Source organism: Virgibacillus sp. W0181 (assembly GCF_051846915.1).
Classification (GTDB): Bacteria; Bacillota; Bacilli; order Bacillales; family Amphibacillaceae; genus JBPYCR01.
In genome coordinates this window covers 17,059-42,107 of sequence record NZ_JBPYCR010000031.1, presented here as the reverse complement: position 1 = coordinate 42,107, position 25,049 = coordinate 17,059, and the positions used below count along the sequence as shown (strand labels likewise).

Here is a 25,049-nt window from a genome sequence, read left to right as displayed (position 1 = left end):
TAAGAAGTAAATCACAGCTGAAAAAAAGGCTATTGTAAATAAGTCAAATTTTCTTTTAGCTAAGAGAAAAAAGAAAAGGGAAATAAAACTTACTATATAAAACATTATAATCATTACGTTTAACTCCTCAAGGTATAATCAAATCTATTTCTTTTTGATTATTAATACCAATATTATCGACAACAATACCGTTTGTATAGAGCGAGAAAGAACTAATGCCCATGATGCACCTAATAAACCATTATTCATAATAAGATAGTACCCTAGAGATAAGGTTATAAAAAGATTTATTAGATTAACAGTTGACTGGATTATTAACTGTCTAGAGGATATTATTGATAAATTTAAAAAAGAATTAATAAATCCAAATAATATAGATGTATATAAAATAGTAAAGGTGATCGAATAAACTTCAAACTCTACACCATAAAACAACCGCAAAATGAATTTTGAGTGAAAAAGAACAGGAATAAATATGAGCAAAAACACAAATAGAGCAATGCCTATAAATACTAAATTAATTTTCAAGAACCTTCTATTACTTCCGTTCTGATATACATTAGCAATTTTGGGTGCTGCTAATAGCGATATAGGAGTCATAACCAAATTACTCGCTACTAAGACATAGTATAATGCTGAGTAAACTCCAACCTCAGCAATTCCATAAAAATAATCTAAAAAATACCTTGGTATATTAGCATTTAAAGAACCTATTAGTGCAGTCACCCCTAGTGGCCACGCCATTTTAATAAGCTCCCACGAAGTTGACTTTTTAAACTGAAGAAATACAGGGGTCAATTTTCGGACGTATTTTAAATCGTATAATAACAATCTTAAGGTCATTATAATTAACAAACCTATAATCGACGCTATAACACTCTTAGTTAAATAATAAATAGTGCCGAAAATAATAGTACTATAAATTCCTCTTAGTAATTGAGATTTACCTAATATACTAAGATTTTCTTTTTTTTGAAAGAATCCCATGCATATATCACTAAGTGCCTCTATGATTTTAACTAAACCAAGTAAAATTATTACAAAAAAAGTCTTTTTATCACTTGAATATATTAGAGCAACAGAAATAATTATAATATAAGCAACCAACATATGTAATATTCTTCCAGACATATACTCGCTGAAGTTATATTGGCTAGTACTATCCGTTGCAATTATAGTTCGCAAATCAAAGTTTAAAAAAAGTATTATTGGTGCGGTAATAGCTAAGCTTAAAGAGTATAATCCTAAGTCTAAAGCAGAGCCAAAACGAGCAAGTATTGTAATTATCAACCATTGTGATAGAGCAAAAGCGATGTTACCAGCAATAGCCCAACCTAATTTTTTTCTGAAATTTTGTAGTATTTTCTTAAACATTGCTACCTCACATTTTGCATTGGTTCTAATTTTAATTAGTAATTTTATTCAAAAGGATTTAAGAAACTAAACTCCCATACCACACTATCGATATCTCCTCTGATTATTTTACTTATCTTGCTACTGTTGCCCTAAAACCGAAAGGATAATCTAGCTACCCTTCACTGCCAACAACGTCTTTTCCATATAAACAATTTTCATTAATTCATCTTTTAAATCGGCTGAAGCGTAGTTATCGAATCGTTGAACCAATAGATTAACTAAACCAAAATCAACTTCCACCGTCCGGCCGACATATATCTTTTCGTACACTTCTCCCGGAAGAACTTCATCTTCACCCAGCAGTTCTTCGTACATCTTCTCACCGGGACGGATGCCGGAATATTCAATTCCAATTTCATCTTGGGTATAGCCAGACAGTTGAATCAAGTTCCGTGCAAGATCGACAATTTTTACTGGTTCACCCATATCAAGCACAAAGATTTCGCCTCCATTAGCAAGCGTTCCTGCTTGAATCACAAGTCTTGACGCTTCGGGGATCGTCATAAAGTACCTCGTCATTTCCGGGTGTGTGACGGTTACTGGTCCGCCGCGTTCAATTTGTTTCTTAAATAATGGGATGACACTGCCGCGACTGCCAAGCACATTCCCAAATCGTACGGCGACAAATTTTGTTGTACTTTGCTTTGCTATGTCTTGGATAACCATTTCCGCAATTCGTTTAGTGGCACCCATAACATTTGTAGGGTTGACTGCTTTATCGGTAGAAACAAGGACAAAGGTATCTACTCCATGTGCATCTGCTGCTTCTGCTACATTGTTCGTACCGATAATATTGTTTTTGACCGCTTCATGCGGATTATACTCCATAAGTGGTACATGTTTATGGGCAGCGGCATGGTAAATAATCGTTGGTTGATGCTTTTCGATAACTTCCATCATGCGCTCTCTATCCTGCACATCGGCAATGACCGGCAGGATTTCGATGTCGGTCTGTTTATATTTTTCTCTTAGTTCCATATGAATTGTATAAATGCTGAATTCCCCGTGACCGACGAGTACGATTTTTTTCGGTGCAAAGCGTAATAGCTGTCGGCATAGTTCTGATCCGATCGAGCCGCCTGCTCCCGTTACCATGACAGTATTTCCAGTCACATACCCTTGAATGGCGTGGATATCTAATTCGACCGGTTCTCGTCCAAGCAAATCTTCTACTTCAACATTTTTCAAGTGACTGACGGAAACTTTTCCTGTCATCAGATCTTCTATTTTCGGGATCATCTGCACTTTTGCTTTTGTTTTGTTGCATTGAGCAATAATTTTATTTAATTCCCCGTTCCGTAACGACGGGATGGCAATGACGATATGTTCAATTTCTTCTTTTTCCGCAATTGTTGGAATTTCTTTTACTTTTCCAAGCACCGGCAGATTGTACAGCTGCATCCGTTGCTTCGTAAGGTCATCATCAACAAAACCGACTGGAAGCAGTTCTGATTGATTATGGTTGTTGTTCAGTTGGCGGACAATCATCGCGCCGGCATCACCGGCTCCGATAATAAGTGTTCGTTTTTTCTTGCCAGTTTTCGTTATGTAGCGATCACGGTAGATGCGCCAAACAAAGCGCGATCCGCCAATTAAAATAATATGAAGCATCCATGTGACGATTAAAGCTCTACGATAAATGGAAAAGTCATTCATCAAGTATTGGACGATCCCTGCCGATATAATAGAAAAAGTAATTGCTTGAACAATGGCAGTCAGCTCGCCAACACTGGCATACGCCCATACTTTATTGTATAGCTTGTACAGTCCCGCATAAATATGATGAAAAATTAAAAGTGCAAGGGCGCTAACGATAATGACGGGCATATGGAGTTTATTAAAGTCCATACTTGGGTAGACAACCCAGGAAGCAATGAAGATGGCGGTACTGACGATGAGTGAATCAAGTATGATCAGCATGGTAAGTCGTGTTCGGTATGTCACAGGGGATCCCCCCTTTCTTCGGAAATTACTAGCTTGTTTTATGAATGATTCTGTTTCGTTTTAAGTTGCATGAAATTCTTTATATAGTTCTTTATTCATTCTCCATATTTTTACAAACGTACGTGACCATTGTACTAGTTTTACAGTCATAAAAGAAGTGACTTTTGGAATTAAAAGTCATTAATCGTTTTTATTTGTAAAGTTTTGGCGGAAAATTGCATGGTTTGTTTCCTGTTGTTCAACGAGTGACTTGCTGAAACGCACTTAGATCGACTAATTAAACAGTTAGTTCATTACGATTGTCAAATCCTAGTTTGCTGTACAGTTCGCTCACGTAATTTTTTATCGTGCCTTCCGTTAAGTGCAGTTCATGGGCAATTTCTTTATTCGTCCGCTCATTCGTTAGAAGGCTGGCGACATCAAGTTCGCGTTCCGTTAAATGAATGTTACGATTGATGAGCCGCTTCCGTAAGATTTCTTTTCGGCTGTATGCGTAATGCGTGATTTTTTCTGCCAAGATGCGTGCAGCCGCTCCGGAGATGATAAACTCGTCTTTTGCTATATCGCGGATCGCTTGGAGCAAATTTTCCGCAGGCTCGTCCGTTAACAAAAAACCTTTAGCACCTGCAAGAACTCCAGCAACAACGAGTTCTCTATCAGAATAATTGGTTAGCAGGATAAATGTAGTTTGTGGGTAATGTTCTTTCAACTGCGTCAATAATGCGATGCCGTTAATCGATGAAAGATGAATATTTACGACAGCCACATCTATTCTCTCTTGCTGCATCTGTTCATGGAAGGCGTCAAGCGTTGCTGCCATTCCGACAAAACGAATATCGTCTGTTCTTTCGGATATGGCGCGCATTCCTTCATAATATAATTGTTCCTCATGAACAAACAGCACTTGAATCATCTATACACACCTTCGCTTTCTTTCGCATTCTCTATTTTCATTATACAGTCGAAGGTAGACAAAAAGATGTATATCTTTCTTCCAGTAAAATATAATACGTCATCATTGGCTTGAAAGTATTGTAGTCGAATATGTATGAAAGTTAGTTCGTATAGGAGCAGCAGCTTTTCAAGCTAAATTGTCTGTACACACATTAAAACAACCCAAGAAACTTTTTCTTCTTCGGCATTTCCGGCTCCAGCCGGTTCACATTCATATTATCAATGAGCAAATGACTGTTCTCCAAGAGCATATAATACGTGTCAAGCCCATACAAATCCTTCACTTCCTGATACGCTTCGTTCAAATGGAAAGTCCGTGATGTTGTATTATGGGCATCTGATGCAATGAAATGGGTTAAATTGGCTTCAATGAGCTGGTGGCTGAGCTTCTGTGCATGCTTGCCAAATTTTCCAATAACGCTCGCCGCTGTCACTTGGGTCAATGCACCATTTCGTACAAAGTGATAAAGCTTTTCAGGCTGTGCGAGCAATTCCTTATTACGCTCCGGATGCACGATAATCGGCGTTAAGCCGGCAACTTGGATATCAAATAGCATCTGTTTTGCATAATGTGGCACACTGCTTGACGGAAATTCAATGAGCACATATTTCGTATCATTGACAGGAAGAATTTCCCCATTTTCGATATCGGTTAATATATCACCATTAATTCGCAGCTCCTGACCACCAAGAATGGTCAATGGGATCTGCTCACTTTGCAATAAATCGTTTAAAAAGGTGAGATGCTTCTCAATCTGACCTCGATCATTCTCATAGCTTCCATTTTTATGGTGTGGAGTAGCAATGATCGTATGGATGCCCTGCTCAACGGCTGCTTTCGCCATCGCTAGACTATCCTCCTCCGTCTTTGCCCCGTCATCAACACCGGGCAATATATGACAATGAATGTCGATCATGTTTTTTCCTCCTCACCTACTGCGATACAACGATGAAACGTTACTTTTTTCCTTTTAAACAAACAAACTGAAAAAACGAAACTCTGGTAACATAAGTAAAATGCCAACCGTAAGTGCAAGTTTACTAGTTTTCAACGGTTTAAGATAGGTACACTATTTAAAAGACATCTTGTAACGTATAGTTCAAATGTCACGACTTTTAGTATAATATATTTTTATTCTAACAGAAATAGACAAATTTTGCTAATTGATTAATTTTGTTCGTTGACTCTATTTAATTCGCAAGTACAGATGATTCATATCAGAGCCGCTTTGTTTTGGTTAGTGACAAATTCTATGAAAAACGGAACAATATTCAACGCTTTCTAGGGAGTTGCCCAATTATTGAGGTTCAACCCTGCACCAATCGAGCGCTCCCGCTGTTCCATCCTACAAGTGTGATTCTACAACAATTAACGAAAACTAGTTTCCGTAATAATAGTAGTAGTCAGACTTTGCCTTTTCCCGATCGTTCAAGACAGCTCCAAGCAGTTTAGCCGATGCACCTGCTAGAACTTCCTTTGATTTTTCGGCCGCTTCATATTCGGTCACTTTACTCCGTACAACTAGCAACGAGCCATCGACGATGTTTGCCAATATTTGCGCGTCAGCAACGGCCAGGATTGGCGGAGTATCGAATATGATTATATCGTACAATTTTTTTGCCAATTCTAGTGTCGTTTGCATTTTTTTCGATGCGAGTAGCTCGGATGGATTGGGTGGGATTGGTCCACATGAAATTAAATCCAGATTATCTACATCACTCGATACAATTGCATCTTCCAGTGTGCTTTCTCCGACAAGAACATTACTTAAGCCACGTAAGTTATCCAGGCGGAACGTGTAGTGTACTGTCGGTTTACGCATGTCAGCGTCAATCAGAAGAACTCTTTTCCCTTGTTGCGCATAGGTGACCGCCAAATTTGCGACCGTCATCGATTTCCCAGCTGCAGGACCGGGAGATGATATTAAAATTGACTGCAATTCTTCGTCAACCGAAGCAAATTGCAAGTTCGTTCGAATCGTCCGATATTGCTCGGATATGGGGGAACGTGGATTCAATTTTGTAATCAAGTGTCTTATTTTATTGTTTCTAGATTGTTTTTTTCTGCGTACCATTGAATCCACCTCTTTTCACTGCGTTCTTCCGAAAGGCTAAATGATCGCCGCGTATATCTTCGTCTTTTACGTGAGAAATCGTACCAAGAATTGGAATCCCAAGTTTTTTCTCGATATCTTCTTCCGTTGTAATTGTGTTATCCAAATACTCAAGCAAGAACGCCAGACCGACACCAACCATTGCACCAAGCACGACGGCGATTGCAATATTCAACATTGGTTTTGGAGCTACAGGAGACGGATTTGCTGACACTTCTGCTTCGGACAAGATCCCAATATTATCAACACCATTCATAATTTCAGGTGTTTTTTTCTGGAATATTTCTACAGTCGTGTTGGCAATTTTTGTTGCCAGTTCCTGACTTGGATCGGTTACTGTGACTGTTACAACTTGCGAATTTTGTTCGCTGGAAACTTGAACTTTCTCACTCAATTGTCCCGCATTGTATGACAAGCTTAGTTCTTCCGCAACGTCTTCTAGAATCGCTTTACTTTTAATGATAACGTTATATGTATTAATGAGTTCAACGTTTGTTCTGATATCATTTACATTCACTTGCATATCAGGGTCTTGCTGTTTCTGATTCACAATAAATTGTGAGCTTGACTGATACGTCGGCGTCAGAATGAAATAACTGACAACTGCTGCAATGAGCGCTGCTCCTATTATAAATAGAAAAATCATTAACAGGCGTTTCTTAATCACTTCAAAGATTTCCTTCAGGGATATTGTCTCTTCCATTAGTGTACCTCCACGTATTTACTATTGATCAAACTGGCTAGCTACTTGTCTTCTTCACCAGATTTGATTGAACTTTTTTGCTGATTGTTTCATTTTTTACATAAGGCTGCCAATATATAAGCGACAGATTGCGCCAGATAAATATAATAAATCTTTTTCGACATTACATTCGAGATTATACCATATTTATTATAAATAAAATATGGTTTTTCGTCGTAATCTAGTTCTTTTTATTTAGATCCTACACTAAATACCAACAATTCAATGATATTACCAAACTTTATACAAATATTCTAGCTATTTCCTTTTATTTCATGTTATAATCAGTGTTATATATTGGCGAGAAATATATTTATATTTAAATAATGGTTTAAATGACATAGTTCTCTAAGTTATAGTTATTTTTTTCTCATTCCGAAACGGATGAATTGTTGGTAAAGGTGGTAGGTTTTTACTGCAAGCACCAAAATGACAAACAATTTTTAAAAGGATTATATGGAAGATTAATAGATAAAAAGTTTTATATTTGAAAATTAGAAGGGAGTTCATACAGTGTCTAGTAAAAAGATAGTTATGTCTGTATCTGCTTCAGCCGTCATTGCATCAGCGTTTGTAGCTGCTGAACAGGCGGAAGCGGCAGCGTATAAAGTAAAAAGTGGGGATTCGCTCTGGACAATCGCACAAAAGCATCATACTAGTGTAGCTCAATTAAAATCGCTGAACAAACTCTCAAGTGATATCATTTTCCCGAATCAAGTTTTGCAAACAGATGGAGACAGCGGGAGTCGTTCATCGGGGGCGAGCTCGAATAACAGCCAACCAGCTGATTCGTCCGGCTCGAGTGATTCGAGTAACTCCATTTCAGACGGAAATACATATACAGTCAAGTCTGGTGACACATTGAGCGCCATCGCATTTAAGCATAACGTATCGATCGCTAACTTAATGAAATGGAATAACTTGAATTCGACACTCATCTATCCGGGAAATAAATTTGTTGTGAGCGGGAGTGGTTCTGGGTCAGGTAGCGGATCGAACGGAGGATCCAGTAGTTCGTCAGGGAATGATTCCGCGTCAAGTGGCGGAGGCTCGTCTAATTCCGGGTCAAGCGGGAGTTCTTACACCGTCGTTGCCGGGGATTCTTTATCAAAAATCGGCGCAAAATATGGCGTAAGCGTCGCTAACTTGAAAAAATGGAACAATTTACGCTCCGATTTAATTCTCGTCGGGCAGAAGTTGAAAGTAGGGAAAGCCGTCAGTTCCGGTTCAAACGGCGGGAATGCTGATGGTGGTTCCAGTTCGAACAGTGGATCGAATTCCGGCAGTTCGAGTGGTGGAAGCTCCAGCAGCGATTCAAGTACTTCCGTTTATACGGTGAAATCGGGTGACAGTCTTTCACGGATTGCTTCAAACTACAAGGTGAGCGTTGCCAATTTAAAGAAATGGAATAATTTAAGCTCTGATCTAATCCATATCGGACAAAAGCTTAGTATTAATGGACAAGCAAGTGGTGGTTCGAGTAGCGGCGGAAGTGGTTCTTCTGTTGAAAAGCCTTCAACAGATGTTAACTATAACGTCTCTCAGCTAGTGAACATCGCACGAAGCGTGCTTGGTACGCCATATACGTGGGGCGGACAGTCGACAAGCGGATTTGACTGCAGCGGCTTTATTCATTATGCATACAACAAGGCCGGAATGAGCATGACCCGCAAATCAACAACCGGCTACTTTAACCGCTCTTACTATATCGATAACCCGAAGCTCGGTGATCTCGTATTTTTCAAAAATACATACCGTTCCGGCATCTCGCATATGGGAATCTATTTAGGGAATAACCAATTCATCCATGCCGGCTCATCGACCGGGGTAACGATATCCAATTTAGACAACTCTTATTGGAAAAAGCACTACGACGGATTTAAACGATTTTATTGATAAGGATTCTAAAGAAACTTCCAGCTGCGGGCTGGAAGTTTTTTTAGAATCGTAATTATTGTTGTGACTTAAAGAAGTTTTACAAATTTTAACCACTAGACCTCATTTTATCTAACAAGAACATGGCTCTCTTGAACACGTAGCTCAGGATGTATCTTAAAATGACTTTCATGATCTTTCTTTCATTATATATTTTTCGATCGTTACTAAAATTCGGCAACGCTAAAAAGAAAGTGGTTTAAAATTAGCAATGAACAACTGGGATATACATCCAGTTTTATATTTTTCAATTTATTTATAGCATTAGTGTTTCTTACTATCTATCTCATCCGTTATTTAAAATCTTCTAAGTCTGACCAAAAATTACTTACCTCAGTTGTACACTTAAATCTTCATAAACGAACAGGACACCTTAAAAGGCATCCTGTTCAATTTTATAAATATAGTTTTGTCACGCGTTCTTTCTGTAAGAATAGAAAATCCTCAATACTATGGCTAGCCCAATTAATATCATCCCAACAAGTATCCAATTATAATTGGATGTGGATGTATGCGGTAGTTCATTGCCAGATTTACTCACTTCATCATTAGATTCATCTTTTAAATCTGAGTTTTCCTCCACTATAATCGTTTCTGAGCTTGCTTCCACTGTAACCGTGATTGTTTTGGTTGTCGTTTTCCCGTCACTGTCAGTCACTTCATAAACTACATCATAAGCCCCTGGCGTCGTTGTATCGACATCATTCGTTGTTACATTGATATTGCCCGTTACATCTCCATCTTCAGCATCTGTTGCAGTTACTCCGGCCAGCGGATCATACGTATCGCCTACGGTAATTGTTTTATCCGCTGCATTTATAACAGGTGCTTCGTTTGTGGATGCTGTTGCTTCCACTGTAATCGTGACCGTTTTGGTTGTCGTTTTTCCGTCACTGTCGGTCACTTCATAAACTACATCATAAGCCCCTGGAGTACTCGTATCAACATCATTCGTTGTTACATTGATATTGCCCGTTACATCTCCATCTTCGGCATCTGTTGCAGATACACCGGCCAGCGGGTCATACGTATCGCCTACCGTAATTGTTGTGTCCGTTGCATTAATAACAGGTGCTTCATTTGTGGATGTTGCTGCTTCCACTGTAACCGTAATCGTTTTGGTTGTCGTTTCCCCATCACTGTCGGTCACTTCATAGACTACATCATAAGCCCCTGGCGTCGTTGTATCGACATCATTCGTTGTTACATTGATATTGCCCGTTACATCTCCATCTTCAGCATCTGTTGCAGTTACTCCGGCCAGCGGATCATACGTATCGCCTACGGTAATTGTTGTGTCCGTTGCATTAATAACAGGTGCTTCATTTGTGGATGTTGCTGCTTCCACTGTAACCGTAATCGTTTTTGTTGTCGTTTCTCCAGCACTGTCGGTCACTTCATAAACTACATCATAAGCTCCTGGAGTAGTCGTATCAACATCATTTGTTGTTACATTGATATTGCCCGTTACATCTCCATCTTCGGCATCTGTTGCAGTTACACCGGACAGTGGATCATACATATCGCCTACGGTAATTGTTTTATTCGCTGCATTAATAACAGGTGCTTCGTTTGTGGACGCTGCTGCTTCAACTGTAATCGTGATCGTTTTGGTTGTCGTTTTTCCGTCACTGTCGGTCACTTCATAAACTACATCATAAGCCCCTGGAGTACTCGTATCAACATCATTCGTTGTTACATTGATATTGCCCGTTACATCTCCATCTTCGGCATCTGTTGCAGATACACCGGCCAGCGGGTCATACGTATCGCCTACCGTAATTGTTGTGTCCGTTGCATTAATAACAGGTGCTTCGTTTACAACTGGTGGGACGGTTGAATGTGGATTAAATTGCAAGTGTGGATATTCACCTGCATTGATTCCCCAAATAGACGAAAAATCCCATCCGGTGTATGTGCTTTGTTCCAACATTTCTGATGTATCCTTCGGTTCGCCGTTTCCTGTGTCACTTTTTCCCGTTGTAGATTGATCGTAAAAATTATTCTCCACTGTTCCATAAGAATTACTATTATAACCAATGAGACCTCCACCAGAGCCAGTAACAGATCCGACAGCATAATTATTCCTAATATTAAAAGTATAACCAATAGTGCCACCTAGTAGTCCACCTACATAATAATTACCCTGGACGTCTCCCGTCGCAAACGTATTTTCAATAGTAACAGCACTACTATTAGGATGACCAATCAAGCCACCTACATGAGACGCAGTCGAAGAGCCTGTTACTGACCCAGTAGCATAACTAATATTCACTGAACCACCATTAATAGATCCGACTAAACCACCTAAATTCCTATTAATTCCGGTTACAGCACCCGTTGCATAACTTTCGCTAACGGGTCCTTCAATAACAAATCCAACTAAGCCACCTACATTCCGGTCACCTGTTACAGCGCTATTAGCATGACTAGTCATGACTTCTGATTGCCGTGTGTACCCAATCAAACCACCTACATCTCTTTCACCAGTCACAGTTCCCGACATTGTACTACCCTCTATCATTGATGCAGTGCCAGAATGACCATAAAGTTCTCCGCTGACCCCTCCAACGCGAACTGTCCCTTTTACATTACCTTGGACCGTGACATTTGCGACATTGCTCCGCCACACTTGCCCGACAAGGCCCCCGACATTTTCTTTTCCTTCTACGTTAACACCTGTCAATATCACATTTTTAATTTCGGCAGAACTTTGAATATAACCAAATAAACCAACATTATCTTCAGTAGGTCGGGTTATAGTAAGCCCGGAAATGGTATGTCCTTCTCCATCGAAAGTCCCCTCAAATCGACTAAAGGTGCTTCCATCACCTATAGGCTCCCAGTTCGAGTATCCTGATAAATCAATATCGTTTTTCAGCACATAATCCCCGCTTAAATCATTACGTACATTGTCTAGATCAGCCGCTGAATGAATCTCTGTTGGAGATGCTGCATTGGCATGATTTGCAAAAACACCTGATGAAGTTCCTATCATAATCATGATGCATAATACGACATACCACTTTCTTCCTTTTAGATTTATAGAATCTTGCTCTGTTCTATACATTTTCGACCTCCTCGTATATTAATAGATTAACTATTTAGTGTGGACTAATAAATAATCATAACAATTAAAGGTTAAATGTAAGTTAAGAAATGAAAAAAATTATTCATTATTGCCGTGATAGATTGAGTATATTACTATTAAATAGATTCAAATCTTTTTTTGCGCTCATTTGATAGCTTTGTTTTTATTGGTAAAGATTAATAATCCCTCATATTAACTAGTTTTCGTCAATCATTTGTCAGATTATGAATCGTCAGTCAGTAATCCTTTCCTAAGGCGGTAATTTTACAATTGAGCATTATTAACGTTTAGCAAAGTTTTCAAAATATGGTAGAATCCTAGTTGGAGTAATTTATATTACTATTATATGGAAGGGATTGAACAAGCATGAATTTTCAAGATTTTTTACGATTCGACAAGATGTTAACACCGACAATCATTAAAATTGTCTTCTGGATTGGGGTAGTCATTTCCGTTCTAAGCGGGCTTGGAATGGTTGTAGGTGGTCTAAATTCCCCGTGGGGTGGCGGATTCCAGGTGATCATGGGGTTACTGACTATCGTTATCGGACCAATTATCGTGCGAATTTATTGTGAACTGTTAATTATCTTTTTTAAGATGCACGAAACATTACATGACATAAAAGGGCTGTTGTCAAATCAATCAAAAGCGACAACTGGTGACATTGCCAGCAGCAATGAACATGGAGAAAATTAATAAGGGGTATTAAAATATTTTCAAATATGTACGCACTCATTTTTTATTACTAAATTTACATTAACAACTAATAGTTTGAAAAGGAAGGGGGCACCGATGATGAAATACGTATCCTATTTGCTCATTTTAGCAGGAGTAGCGATGCTCGCGTTTGGCGGAATCCAACTCTTTCAATCGAAAGTAAGTGAAGGAAAACGACTGGAAGAAGCGAAAACAATCGTTAACGATGAAGTTGTGCACGAGATTGAAAATGCTGCTTATGATTTCCAGGAAGGCGATACAGTTGGCGTTTTTTACATACCGCGGCTAGATCGAGAAATTCCAATTATTGAAGGAACAGATGAAGATGAACTGAAACAAGGAGTCGGCCATTACGCAGGAACCGGATTTCCCGGAGAAAATAAACAAATTTTGCTCTCCGGCCACCGCGATACAGTCTTCCGGAAATTTGGCGAACTAGAGCACGGCGATGAATTGCATGTCAAAATGAAAAATGGCACGTTCATTTACGAAATACTAGATCACGAAATCGTCGATGCAGATGACCGAACCGTCATTGATCCAAGTCGCGAAGATGAATATCTGACTGTTTCCACTTGTTATCCATTTTCATTTGTCGGCAGCGCCCCCGACCGCTACGTAATCTATGCCTATCCAAAGTAAATTTTGGATAGGCTTTTTTATTGGCTTCCAGTATTACCTAACCCGGAAGTATAGCTGAGAGCTTGTACGAATGATGATAGATTAATTTACTGTATTGACGGGCAATTCTCCTTAGCAATATCCTCGCATATTTGACCAGTGGTTATCCGGTGCCAATGCGTGGTTTTCTCCTTCTTATGCACGCTTCGGTCACATCACGAATAACTCACATGTAACGAGGCACTATTCCATCTTCATATCAAAACCTTGAATCCTAAAACAATAACCGGCCAACATAAATAACGAGTGTAACTGTAATGGTACTCATCAATGTTGAAAACAATACAATTTGTGCAGCAAAATCTGGATGATTTTCATACTCCTGAGCGATAACCGCGCTATTAATGGATGTAGGCATAGCCGAAGCAATTAACAGGGCTTGAGCGAACACACCGTCCAATCCGAAGGCGTAAATAATACCAAGGGTTAGGAGCGGACCGATAATAAGTCGGATAATTAAACTGAAATAAACTTCAGAAAGCTGAGCTGTCAGCCGCAACATAGCGACCTGCGCACCTAATGTTAAAAGCGCCAAAGAAATCATACCTTCAGCAATATAATTTGCAGGCACCCAGACAAATGATGGCAAGGAAATGCTCCAGGCATTCAGCATAACGCCCGCTGCCATCGCGTATAAGACCGGCATTTTAAAATATCCGAGAAGCGCTTTTAATTTGCCCACACTGACCGATTGCAACGAAAAAATGCCATAGGTATACAAAAAAATGTTTTGCAGCATAAGAACAATTACTTGGATCGACATCGCAAAAGGATCACTTTTAAAAACCAAATCGTTCACGGGTACTCCGTAATTCCCCGAATTGAAAAAGAGGACGCTGTTCGTAAAAGTTGCTTTTTTTCCATCTTTAATATGTAAAAGTCGTGCTGAAATATGTGAGACGATAAATAAAAGGAGCACATACAGAATGAAAAACAAAAAAACCTTCCCAAATAACGAAGCGCTAAACTGTGCTTCATACAATTTCACAAAAATAAAACCCGGTACAAAAATATAAATATTCAATCGAGCTAGCGTCTGCACATTCAAATGGAATCTTCGTTGGATGATAAAACCTATGACCATCAGGACGAAGATAGGTAGAATAATATCTTTTAAAATAAAAATGAGTTCGAGCAAGTGATGCACCTCTTTCGTAAGTTCCTGTAAAAAGTTCACTTCCATTAAAAATCGCTTTATATCAACAGTACAGCAATAGATCAGCAAAGTTAAATTAGCTCAATATCTGTTTTTAAAACAGCGGTCTAACTTGCAAATTTTGTCGATGACTATTCTCTTATATCATAATAGCATGTTTATTGTCCTGTTGAATATGGGGGAAACAATGGTTTGCGTCTCATGGACATTTTTTTGAAGGCGAACCAGAAGTGATAGAATAGTTGTTTCCATGTCAGCGGTCAGAGAACGTAGAATTATCCAACAAAAAAAGCCGTTAACCCCCTTCCGTTTCTTCAGGGAATTAACGACTAGTTATAAGTAACAAATAATCATTCATGTGCTTTATCCCAGCGCTGAGGTACTATCTTCCTAACAGACGACCACCCCTTTTTGCTAGGGTTAGTCTGTTGGAACCGTTCTATGTTGATACATGGAACGGTTTTTATATTATATGCATTTCTACTGTTATTATAGCATAAACGATGATAGCGTAAACAAAAAACGTTTGAACAGTTTTATTTAAAATACAAAATAAACATGGAAACAAATGTTCTTATGTGCTATACTTAGTTCACAATGGACTGGCTTCACATGAGGGATGGCGCACGTTTCCTTTCGGGCTTTTCCCGGGAAGGGAGGTGTCGCCTATGGATATGAATGATGCTTTAGTGCTGATGGTTTCTTTCGGCATGTTAATTGCGTTTATCATGTCCGACAAAAAGAACAAATAATCCCTCATGTGTTTTAGGTCAGCGCTGAGGGATTATTCTCTAATAAGCGCCTACCCCTCTTGTTGGGGTTGGTCTGTTGAAACCGTTCCATGTTGACGCATGGAGCGGTTTTTATAGTATATGCATTTCTACTACTATTATAGCATAAACGGTGATAGCGTAAACAAAAAAGCGTTTGAATAGTTTTGTGAAAATACAAAATAATCATGGGAGCAAATGTTCTTATGTGTTATACTTAGTTCACAATGGACTGGCTTCATATGAGGGATGGCGCACGTTTCCTGCCGGGATTCTTCCCGGGAAGGGAGGTGTCGCCTATGGATATGAATGATGCGTTGGTGCTGATGATTTCTTTCGGCATGTTAATTGCGTTTATCATGTGCGACAAAAGTAACAAATAATCCCTCATGTGCTTTGTCCCAGCGCTGAGGGATTATTTTCCTACAAGGCGCCTACCCCTTTTGATGGGGTTGGTCTGTTGGAACCGTTCCATGTATCAGCATGGAGCGGTTTTTATAGTGTATGAATTTCTACTATTAGTATACCATAAAAAGCGAAGTTGTACATAAAATATGTGTATAGTTTTCACGAATATTCTCACAGTACATGCGCTTTCCAACCCAGTATTCAAAATCCTTTTTACCTGTAAAAATTATACATCGAAGTTTTCGTGAACATGTGGATATCTTCGATGCGTATTTCCGACGTGATCATTTCATCTTCTCAGGCAGACCACGGATTGATTCGATCAATATATTCAGCTTTCCCTCAATACGGTGTAACAAATAAAAGGTAACCGCAATCGGAAAACCTACTTCTGTCACAAATGAATACCATGTCTCCACTGAACACCCCTCCATTCTTATTTTTGTCGTACGGCTACAAGCACGTAAAATTTATTAACTGTTAGCGATAAAAATCCTTTGCTTGAATGTTGCTCATTAGCGAAACGATTGTAAAGTTACTTGGAAATCTATGAATTAATTTGTGGAACGGGAAGAATCAACTTTGACGCGCGGTCTTTTCCTGTTGATGCGCGGTCCTCACATTTCACCAATCGATGGTGATCTCAATCCATCAACAAACAATCCGATTAAACGAAAAATGGAGGAAAGTCTCCTCCATCTTTAAGATAATTGTTGCACTCCGAATTGAGCGGAGCGCAACAGCTTGTTTATTTATCTAATGAATACTATAAAGTTAATTCCTCTACAAGAGATGCGGTTCGAGGAAATTTAAATCCCCCCAGATCTTCCCGAACCTCCTTAACTCCTTACGGCAAATCGATATCCTCCACCGTTCGCTCAACGACACGGGCGCTTTTGATGGCGACGAGATCACCACCAGTGGATGTGAATGCATCCTGCGTAATGATTTCGTTCATCGCTGCCTTTACTGCAGCAGCATCAACTGGCTCAATTGGCTTTTCAAGCGAATATGTTACCGTTTTTCCATCCTCATTTTCAAATTTTAATTCTAGCTTTTTCATGTTTAATCCCTCCTTTCGCTCATATAATTTCCTCCCGGAATTCTAAAGATATCTTCTTCTCTACTGCCTCATCGCACTTTTTCGAATGCAAATTTGCTTCTCGCTCGGTTAGTTCAACTCTTCCCGAACAAATTCAATATGGGTAGCTTTCTTCCGCCTCGAGATGCTGCAAAGTAAGCCGCTCCTCACTCAGCTCACTTGTCCGATCCGAAAAGCTGTTATGCTTCTCGGATATCGGAGCTGTCCTTCCGCTGTAATTGGTAAAGCGGACGTTCCTGCAAATCTGTCATTGCTGTTGCTACGGTGTACAATTGATCTGCAGTTGCGCTCGTTTTCACGTTGTTGAAGCTTTTCGTTTTATAGATCGTTTCCCCCGTGAACATGTCCTCGCCGTCATCGAGAATCAAACGCAGCTGCGAATTCATTAAATCTGCTACTGCCATGATGTGCCACCTCCCTTCACCATTACAATCGTTGTGAATCGGGATTAGGGGGCATTAATAAATAAAGTTTTATTTGGAAATTATCCAGTGAAATGATTTGTTGGATGTACTTACTAATATTGCTTATGTATAAGGAGTGTTTTTTCTATGGAGAGGGATGAAGGTGGGTGTGTTTCTAGTGAAACTGCTCTCAGCGATTGTGAAATTTTTATCAGCGCACACGACGATTTTATCACAGCACCTGGATCTAGGCAGCGATGCTATTTCTTCAAATAGATCCGGATGATGAATTCGAATACTTTTATGATGCGTTTGATGCGCATTGGTTGTTTGATTAAACGATACATCCATTCCAAGTTCCATTTAATCCATATTTTTGGTGCTCGTTTTACCTCTCCTGCCAATACATCAAAGCTGCCGCCGACACCCATAAACAACCCCTTTGAAAATTCATCGAAATGAGAAGCAATCCATTGTTCTTGTCTTGGGAGACCTAGTGCTACAAAAACCATATCGGGTGCTGCTTGTCGGATAGCGGTTGGTATTTCGGTACTGTTCATTTCAAAAAATCCGTGCTGACGGCCGGCGATTTTTATATCGGGAAATTTATGCTGAATCTCATCAACCGCTTTTTGGTTTACTTCTTCTGATGCACCTAAAAAGTAACAGCTCCACTGATGTTGATTTCCAGAAGCCAGCAAATCGAGCATCAGTTCATAGCCGGGAATCCGTTCCTGGAGCGGTTCATTTTGATGTTTTGCCGCAACTAAAATTCCGGCACCATCAGGTACAATGTAATCAGCAGCTTTTACCGCGTTTTTATAAGAAACGTCTTCCCTTGTTTTCATGACAATTTCAGGGTTCGCTGTTACGACAAAACATTTTTCCCCTCGACGAACTGCTGGTATTAGTTTGTCATTTAGTAATTCTTCTCTTGTACTATTTGTAAATGGAATATCCATAATTGATACAGTTTTAGGCTGTTTCATAATCCGTAAACCTCTTTCCTTTATAATCGATATGGCATTGTGAATAGTAAAATGTGTGAAATTATACTTTTCCGCTTGAATCGCAACTCTCTACACTTTTTCATACGATAGTCAGCATCGTCAACTTTTATTACTGCTATCCGGACGCCGATTTTCTAACGTAATTCAGGAGAATTATAACATACACACTAAACCCCACATGTAATATAAATTTAATTTTACGATTACGGCAATTCATAGTATAATAATAAAATGTATTATGTAAAACTGTGTTATAATAAGAACGATATTTATGGATTTAGCATATCATGAAAGATTTACCTTTCCTATTGTTTAAATACATCATTTTGTTATGTAAATATTAAAATGACGAACACCACTTGCACGCTTTCTTTTTCTACAAATGAAATTTTAAATTTTTTACTCACGTGCTTCAACGATTTTCATGAATTATAAAGGGAGAATACATTTATGGCTAACAATAAAAATACACAATCACGAGTAAAAAGGAGGAAGTCGCGATTTAGAAAGCGGGCTTATTTCATTTTAATACCACTCCTTATTGCTTTTTTTGCAGTCGCTTTATATGGAACGTACCTGTACATTGAAGCAAAAAGTGTTTTTTCGGATGCGCATGATGGGCAAGACCGGGAAAAATCGGATCTTCGCGATAAGCTTGTTGATCCGAAGTTTGACAATGTCTCCGTCTTAATCATGGGTGTTGATTCCAGTGAAAAACGAGCGAATGAAGATAGCGCTCGTACGGATACGTTGATGCTTGCTACATTGAATAAAGATGATAAAAGCGTGAAATTATTAAGTATTCCTCGGGATTCATATGTTTATATACCTGAAGTCGGTTATGAAACAAAAATCAACCATGCGCATGCTTATGGCGGACCTGAAGCTACGATGGAAACCGTTGAACAGCTACTCGATATTCCAGTTGATTATTATGCACGGGTTAATTTTGAAGCTTTCATGGAAATGGTGGATGCAGTTGACGGAATAAACGTAGACGTTCCTTATGAATTGAAAGAACAAGATTCTAAAGATAGAGCGAACGCGATCCATCTCTATCCTGGAGAGCAGCATTTAAACGGGGAAGAAGCACTTGCCCTGGCACGTACGAGAAAATTGGATAATGATATTGAACGCGGAAAAAGGCAGCAGGAAATTATTAAAGCATTGTTGGATCGAGCCGTTTCATTGGACTCCATCTTAAAATATGATGATATTATTAACGCTGTCGGCGGGAATATGAAGACAAATATGACATTCAATGAAATGAAAAGCTTTATTCAATACGGTACAAGTGGGAAAAATTTGGCTGTAGAAACACTTACTTTGGAAGGTACGGATTACAAGCCGAATAAAACGTATTATTGGCAGCTGGACGAAATAGCCCTCGGTGAAACAAAAAATACGTTACAGCAGCATTTGGAAATTACACCTGCCACTAACACAGACACCATGACCGAATCAGCAACGGAAAACTAAAAAGCACGCATTCGCTTAATTTAAGGCGGATGCGCGCTTTTTGTTTTTGTGGACTTGTAGCCCGTGCTAGCTTGACCTAAATAAATCCAGTGATTTCTTCAGAAAAACCCGTTCCACGTTCCATGTTAATTAACGTTTTTCTGTTATGGCTTTTGCCGTAATACTTTTACGAGATACGTAATTGGTTTAAAGTTGCTGTTGATCAATTCGAGATTTTCAATTAAAAATTGAACAACAAACAACGTTATTACAATAATGAGGATAGAACCCCAAATCGTTGTCATGGAAAATAAAATCGCAGCGACACTGAAAAGTGCACTTAATGCATAGATAAATAGCACCGTTTGTTTATGCGTTAATCCGAATTTGATGAGACGATGATGCAGGTGCGAACTGTCCGGACTCGATATCGGTTGTTTATTAATAAACCTGCGCACCATTGCAATCAATGTATCGGAAATGGGTACGCCCAATATGAAAATAGGGATAATAAAAGAAATAACCGTTACATTTTTAAAACCGAGCAATGAGAGTACAGAAATCATATATCCTAAAAACATAGCGCCGGTGTCACCCATGAATATTTTTGCTGGATAAAAGTTATACCGCAAAAATCCGAGCGTACTAAAAAATAAAATGAGCGCCATCGTTGCTACATAAACATCACCCATAATGATTGCCATTCCGGCAATGGTGAATAAAGCAATGGTTGAAACACCTGCTGCCAGGCCGTCAAGACCATCGATAAGGTTGATGGCATTTGTTATACCGACAATCCATAAAATTGTAATGACCGTACTCAGTATTCCAAATTGGACTTGTCCGCCAAATGGCAAATTAATAAATTCAACTTGCAATCCTCCCCAAAACACGACAAGGAAAGCGGCAGCAAGCTGTACAATAATTTTAACTTTAGGTGATAAATTGTACAAATCATCCAATATGCCAAGCGCAATAATAAGGAATGCTCCGAAAACAATGGAAAGGTGATAATTACTTACCGGCTGAAGAATTAAAATGCCGATTAAAAAACTAGTAAATATAGCCAGTCCACCCAGTGTTGGAATTGGATCCTTATGAACTTTTCGATGATTTGGTTTATCCGTTGCATTTATTTTCAACGAAAACTTAATAAAAATTGGCGTTAACAGCAGTGTTGCAATACATGTTATAAAGGCTAACAGTGTAATTTCAATCATATAGCCACCCCGTTTTTCTTAAGTGCCCGAGCGCCCATTCTCGACAATAGCTATGCAGGGAAGGCCGCTTCTACCTTTAGTTTGTTTCTTTTACACTTAGGTATACATTATAAACGCTTTGGGCGAATTTCTCCAATGAAAATCGAGAAGCAGCATGTTGATGAAATTTTTCTCCGACTGTTTCGAGCCACCCATTTTGATGAAAAATGAGCGCTTCTTTCATTGCCTGTACTAATTCATTGACATCTCCTGGCTTGATCCGCCATCCGAGCGCTTGATGAGGGACAAGTTCTCCGACACCTCCGACATCTGTTGCAATGACCGGTGTTCTGGATCGGGCAGCTTCCAGCAAGACGAGCGGGAAGCCTTCACTAAATGAGGACAACACTTTTACGTTGGCCAAGTGATAATAAGGTGTGGGATCTTGAAGATGTCCAAGAAAATGAACATGTTCAGCGATACCAAGACTTTTTGCGGACGCTTGTAATTCCGTGCGCAAAGGTCCATCACCGATTAAAATGAACTGACAATTCCCCTTTTCCTTTATGATCTCGGAAAATGCCTCTAGTGCAATCTGATGCCCTTTTACTGGTTCCAGCCGGGCTACTTTTAAAAAAATAAAAGTATCGTCGTTCTTATTGATGTTATCTTCTGTATAAAACTCTTCGCCTATTTCCTCCTTAAAATCAATACCGTTCCAAGCCGTCGTCATTTTTTCCCCATGAACGCCGGCTGTTGTCAGCTTTTCTTCATATGTATTAGAAACAGAAATAATTTTATCCGCATTTCGAATCGCATGTACATGTAAACGTGTAAAGGCTTCACCGCGCAGTCCCTTTCCACGAAAATCATGCCACGGATCGCTATGCACCGTCACAATCCAATGAAAGGAACAAATTCTTTTTAAAAAGTTCGCATACACATTTGCACGGGGGCCATGAGTATGGATGACCGTTATTTTTTCTTTGCGTATATATTTTTGCAATTGATACATGAGTGGAATACTCATTCGCGTTTTATTCGGAAAATAAACAGTCCGGATTCCTATCTCATTTGCTCTTTTCAGAAGTTCTCCTTTTTCCAGCACGCCTAAAATAAATTCATCCCGATTAAATTGATTGAGCAGATTTAAAATATGATGCATGCCTCCACCAGTCTCATTTCCGGCATTTAGGTGCAATATTTTCAACTGCCATTCCCCTTCCAAGTTCATGATGTAGTAACTCAATATAACCAGTGGGTAGGAGAATTATAAGGACAGGTTGAATAGATGCTCGAATTTTGTCCATAATTGTAGCGTATGGAGGTTTTAAATTGGGATTGAAGTCAGATGTTCTTCCTACGTGGGAAGACAGCTCTGAGGCGTGCAATCCTAAATTTTATTAAATGTGGTGAAGTTTGTGGTTCATTTAATTATCTTTCTGTTTATCATCATACAGCCAGTTATCGATATGGCTACATCGTTGTCGACGGAATACGGTCTTCCTAGAATATCCATCGGCGCACTCGTAAAAGCAATGACCATTGGAATTTTGTTCATTATTATTTTTAAGTATCTGTTCACACACAATAAAAAACTACTGGGCATGTTTATCGCTACTTTTACAGGTATTTTGGTAATGGCTGCCGTTAACTTACTACTGAAACACCCGTACCTTCTTTATGAAGAAGTAAATTTTATGTTAAAAACGAGCTACTATGTTGTGATGATTTTTGCAGCGATTCTTTTAATTGATTCGAAACTAATTAATCGAGAGCTACTTTTTAAGGCCATAAATGTCGTCAGTCTTATCATTGGAATAAGCTTTTGGCTGGCAATCATTACAAAAACAAATATTACAAGCTATACATATTTAAAGGGTGGGTATTCTGGGTGGTTTTATGCCGCAAATGAGTTAAGTGTTATTGTCCTTATCCTGCTTGGTTTTACAATTGTTAACCTATTCATAACAGATACATTTACAACAAAATTGGCTTTTATTTTAATGGTCAGTATGGTGCCGATGATTGGAACAAAAACGGTTTTTCTCGGGGCAATCGTCCTTTTATTTTTCAACGGGGTTTATTTATTACTAAAACATAAAAACCAAACACTACAGCAAAAAACGTACCTCTTGTTCTTTGCGAGCATTATTCTATTTATAAGCTTTGCCCCTTTTTCCCCTATTGCATCGAACACGAAGGAAGTGGATTTTGCTCCGAAACAAGTTGAACAGGTTCGAATGGAAGAAAAGGAAGTGGAGGTCGCAAAACATACGTTCATTGGACGCGTATTAAGTTCGAGAAACATTTACTTCAATACGACGAAAGATAACTTTATTCAAACAGATAGTATGCGAAAACTATTTGGGATGGGGTTTGCTGGTGATTACGAAGACCATCCAAAAACGATTGAAATGGATTTCTTTGATCTGTTCTTTGGCTACGGGATCATAGGTACCCTACTTTTGCTGCTGCCACTGGCATATCTTGCTCGTAAAGTCTTTTCGCTTAAGCTGCTGACATTGGAGTATTTAACCTTTTTGCTTACCCTTGGTTTATGTTTCGGTATTTCTTTACTGGCCGGGCACGTACTGTTCGCACCTTCTGTTATGACGTATGTAGCGATTTTGTTTGTGTCGATTGGTTTACTTGTTGGAGAAGAATTGTCGGAGCCGACAATAAAAGGAAGTTGAAGTGTTGGGCAGGATCTCGATGAAAATAGTAAAAAGACACCCCAAGGGAAAATATCATTGTGTGGTGAAACGAATGGACAAATCAACATTAGTAAGCATTATTGTACCTATTTATAATGCAGAAAAAGTACTGGACAATTGCTTGTCGAGTGTATTAAATCAAACGTATTCGGATTTGGAAATTATTTTAGTCAATGACGGTTCAACCGATCAGAGCGGGGATATATGTGACGCATATGCCTTAAAGGATTCCCGTATGAAAGTGATTCATCAACTAAATGCTGGCCCTTCATCTGCCAGAAATGAAGGCGTTCAAGCGTCCACAGGAGATTTTATTCAATTTGTAGACGCAGATGATACGGTTGAGCCGGATTTGACGGAAAAACTCGTTGCAGCTATGGAGGCAGAGGGCGATATCGATTTCGTTATTTGCGGGTACACCATTCGTGTAAATGGTGAAACGGGAACAATTAGAAAAATTTTGCCGGCAGTAGAAGGCATTCTCAATCGCTCAACATTTTTAAACGAAATCGGTAAGCTTTATTACGATATTGTTTTACCTTCGTTATGGAATAAATTATACGTTTCAGACATAATTAAATCTCGTCACATACAATTTCGGGAGGATCTTTCAATGGGAGAGGATTTACTATTTAATCTGGCGTATATCGAAAATTGCCAGCGAGTAAACATTATTCGTGATCCATTATATTTGTATTCCATCGAAAATAACCACTCTCTTTCCAGCAAATTCAACAAAAATCTTTTCCAAAACCAACTGATGCTCTATCAGGAAATTAAACGTTTTTTACAAAAAAATGTGAGCTATTCAGGTGCGAATAAGGAATATGTTCAGCTTATTTTTGCAAACAGTATTGTTCTTGTGCTCAATAATTTATTTCACCCTGGCAGCGATCTTTCCGCGACACAGAAGAAGAAGACCATCCATGCGATTATTTCCAATAAAGAAGTAAGAGAAAACATTCCGTTTTTTAAAGACCGAATGCAGGCGCGACTTATTGGTGTACTGATCAAACGCCATTCTTATGGAGGTATCTACTCCCTTTTACGTCTAAAGTATTTTACGGAACATCGGATGTATCCGCTTTTTCGGATGGTTAAAAAAGTGAACTGAGTGAGTGGGCATGGGAAGTTAGTAGATGTGACCGTCCCGTGTAAAATATTTATCCGAAGAACAAGCTACATCATACGTCTAAAAAAACACTTTTTGTGCAATCCTTTTTAATACGGT

20 protein-coding genes are annotated in these 25,049 nt (G+C 39.0%); 6 read left to right on the top strand and 14 right to left on the bottom strand.

The annotated features are described in order from the left end of the window. Positions 1-144 precede the first annotated feature (144 nt). The 6 genes from ACLIBG_RS11995 to ACLIBG_RS11970 all read right to left on the bottom strand — a co-directional run bounded on the left by ACLIBG_RS11995 (position 145) and on the right by ACLIBG_RS11970 (position 7,131). On the bottom strand, positions 145-1,374 hold the full coding sequence (locus ACLIBG_RS11995; protein ID WP_439313001.1) for an oligosaccharide flippase family protein: 1,230 nt from the start codon (positions 1,372-1,374) through the stop codon (positions 145-147). 150 nt (positions 1,375-1,524) lie between these two features. After that, a complete protein-coding gene (locus ACLIBG_RS11990; RefSeq protein ID WP_439313000.1) occupies positions 1,525-3,360 on the bottom strand; it encodes a polysaccharide biosynthesis protein in 1,836 nt (611 codons plus the stop codon). A gap of 277 nt (positions 3,361-3,637) precedes the next feature. Further along, positions 3,638-4,273 carry a response regulator gene (locus ACLIBG_RS11985; RefSeq protein WP_439312999.1) on the bottom strand — a complete coding sequence of 212 codons (636 nt, stop codon included), beginning with the start codon at positions 4,271-4,273 and terminating at the stop codon, positions 3,638-3,640. A gap of 193 nt (positions 4,274-4,466) precedes the next feature. After that, entirely contained in the window at positions 4,467-5,231 is a 765-nt protein-coding gene (locus ACLIBG_RS11980) for a tyrosine-protein phosphatase (protein ID WP_439312998.1), read from the bottom strand. 462 nt (positions 5,232-5,693) lie between these two features. Further along, positions 5,694-6,389 carry a CpsD/CapB family tyrosine-protein kinase gene (locus ACLIBG_RS11975; protein WP_439312997.1) on the bottom strand — a complete coding sequence of 232 codons (696 nt, stop codon included), beginning with the start codon at positions 6,387-6,389 and terminating at the stop codon, positions 5,694-5,696. Continuing rightward, the gene (locus ACLIBG_RS11970) at positions 6,364-7,131 is read right to left on the bottom strand and encodes a YveK family protein (protein ID WP_439312996.1); all 768 of its coding nucleotides are present in this window, start codon (positions 7,129-7,131) and stop codon (positions 6,364-6,366) included. Before ACLIBG_RS11970 ends, ACLIBG_RS11975 begins: the two co-directional genes overlap by 26 nt. A 552-nt stretch (positions 7,132-7,683) precedes the next feature. Between ACLIBG_RS11970 and ACLIBG_RS11965 the strand changes: the two genes are divergently transcribed. Then, positions 7,684-9,066, top strand: a complete 1,383-nt coding sequence (locus tag ACLIBG_RS11965) for a LysM peptidoglycan-binding domain-containing protein (protein ID WP_439312995.1) — start codon at positions 7,684-7,686, stop codon at positions 9,064-9,066. A gap of 451 nt (positions 9,067-9,517) precedes the next feature. Here ACLIBG_RS11965 and ACLIBG_RS11960 read toward each other — a convergent pair whose 3' ends face one another. Next, entirely contained in the window at positions 9,518-12,175 is a 2,658-nt protein-coding gene (locus ACLIBG_RS11960) for an immunoglobulin-like domain-containing protein (RefSeq protein ID WP_439312994.1), read from the bottom strand. Between the two features lie 387 nt (positions 12,176-12,562). Between ACLIBG_RS11960 and ACLIBG_RS11955 the strand changes: the two genes are divergently transcribed. Both ACLIBG_RS11955 and ACLIBG_RS11950 read left to right on the top strand, forming a co-directional pair. Next, a complete protein-coding gene (locus ACLIBG_RS11955; RefSeq protein ID WP_439312993.1) occupies positions 12,563-12,892 on the top strand; it encodes a DUF4282 domain-containing protein in 330 nt (109 codons plus the stop codon). 99 nt (positions 12,893-12,991) lie between these two features. Further along, positions 12,992-13,555, top strand: coding sequence for a class D sortase (locus ACLIBG_RS11950; protein WP_439312992.1), 564 nt, complete (start codon positions 12,992-12,994; stop codon positions 13,553-13,555). 253 nt (positions 13,556-13,808) lie between these two features. Here the strand turns inward: ACLIBG_RS11950 and ACLIBG_RS11945 are convergent, their stop codons facing one another. The 5 genes from ACLIBG_RS11945 to ACLIBG_RS11925 form a co-directional block, all read right to left on the bottom strand. Next, on the bottom strand, positions 13,809-14,732 hold the full coding sequence (locus ACLIBG_RS11945) for an AEC family transporter (protein WP_439312991.1): 924 nt from the start codon (positions 14,730-14,732) through the stop codon (positions 13,809-13,811). Positions 14,733-16,212: 1,480 nt separating this feature from the next. Next, complete coding sequence (locus ACLIBG_RS11940) at positions 16,213-16,347, bottom strand: YvrJ family protein (protein ID WP_439312990.1); 135 nt, start codon at positions 16,345-16,347, stop codon at positions 16,213-16,215. 428 nt (positions 16,348-16,775) lie between these two features. Next, a complete protein-coding gene (locus tag ACLIBG_RS11935; RefSeq protein ID WP_439312989.1) occupies positions 16,776-16,991 on the bottom strand; it encodes a DUF2922 domain-containing protein in 216 nt (71 codons plus the stop codon). Between the two features lie 218 nt (positions 16,992-17,209). Then, positions 17,210-17,434: a DUF1659 domain-containing protein gene (locus ACLIBG_RS11930; protein WP_439312988.1), complete on the bottom strand. Its 225-nt coding sequence runs from the start codon at positions 17,432-17,434 to the stop codon at positions 17,210-17,212. A gap of 260 nt (positions 17,435-17,694) precedes the next feature. Beyond that, the gene (locus ACLIBG_RS11925; protein WP_439312987.1) at positions 17,695-18,423 is read right to left on the bottom strand and encodes a WecB/TagA/CpsF family glycosyltransferase; all 729 of its coding nucleotides are present in this window, start codon (positions 18,421-18,423) and stop codon (positions 17,695-17,697) included. Between the two features lie 471 nt (positions 18,424-18,894). Between ACLIBG_RS11925 and ACLIBG_RS11920 the strand changes: the two genes are divergently transcribed. Beyond that, the gene (locus ACLIBG_RS11920; RefSeq protein ID WP_439312986.1) at positions 18,895-19,923 is read left to right on the top strand and encodes an LCP family protein; all 1,029 of its coding nucleotides are present in this window, start codon (positions 18,895-18,897) and stop codon (positions 19,921-19,923) included. A gap of 143 nt (positions 19,924-20,066) precedes the next feature. Here ACLIBG_RS11920 and ACLIBG_RS11915 read toward each other — a convergent pair whose 3' ends face one another. Then, positions 20,067-21,122, bottom strand: a complete 1,056-nt coding sequence (locus ACLIBG_RS11915) for a glycosyltransferase family 4 protein (RefSeq protein ID WP_439312985.1) — start codon at positions 21,120-21,122, stop codon at positions 20,067-20,069. Positions 21,123-21,198: 76 nt separating this feature from the next. Continuing rightward, a complete protein-coding gene (locus tag ACLIBG_RS11910) occupies positions 21,199-22,311 on the bottom strand; it encodes a glycosyltransferase (RefSeq protein WP_439312984.1) in 1,113 nt (370 codons plus the stop codon). 211 nt (positions 22,312-22,522) lie between these two features. On the opposite strand from ACLIBG_RS11910, the gene ACLIBG_RS11905 reads away from it, so the two are divergent. Together ACLIBG_RS11905 and ACLIBG_RS11900 are read left to right on the top strand one after the other, a co-directional pair. Then, a complete protein-coding gene (locus ACLIBG_RS11905) occupies positions 22,523-23,797 on the top strand; it encodes an O-antigen ligase family protein (protein WP_439312983.1) in 1,275 nt (424 codons plus the stop codon). A gap of 19 nt (positions 23,798-23,816) precedes the next feature. Further along, positions 23,817-24,932 carry a glycosyltransferase gene (locus tag ACLIBG_RS11900; RefSeq protein ID WP_439312982.1) on the top strand — a complete coding sequence of 372 codons (1,116 nt, stop codon included), beginning with the start codon at positions 23,817-23,819 and terminating at the stop codon, positions 24,930-24,932. Positions 24,933-25,049 lie beyond the last annotated feature (117 nt).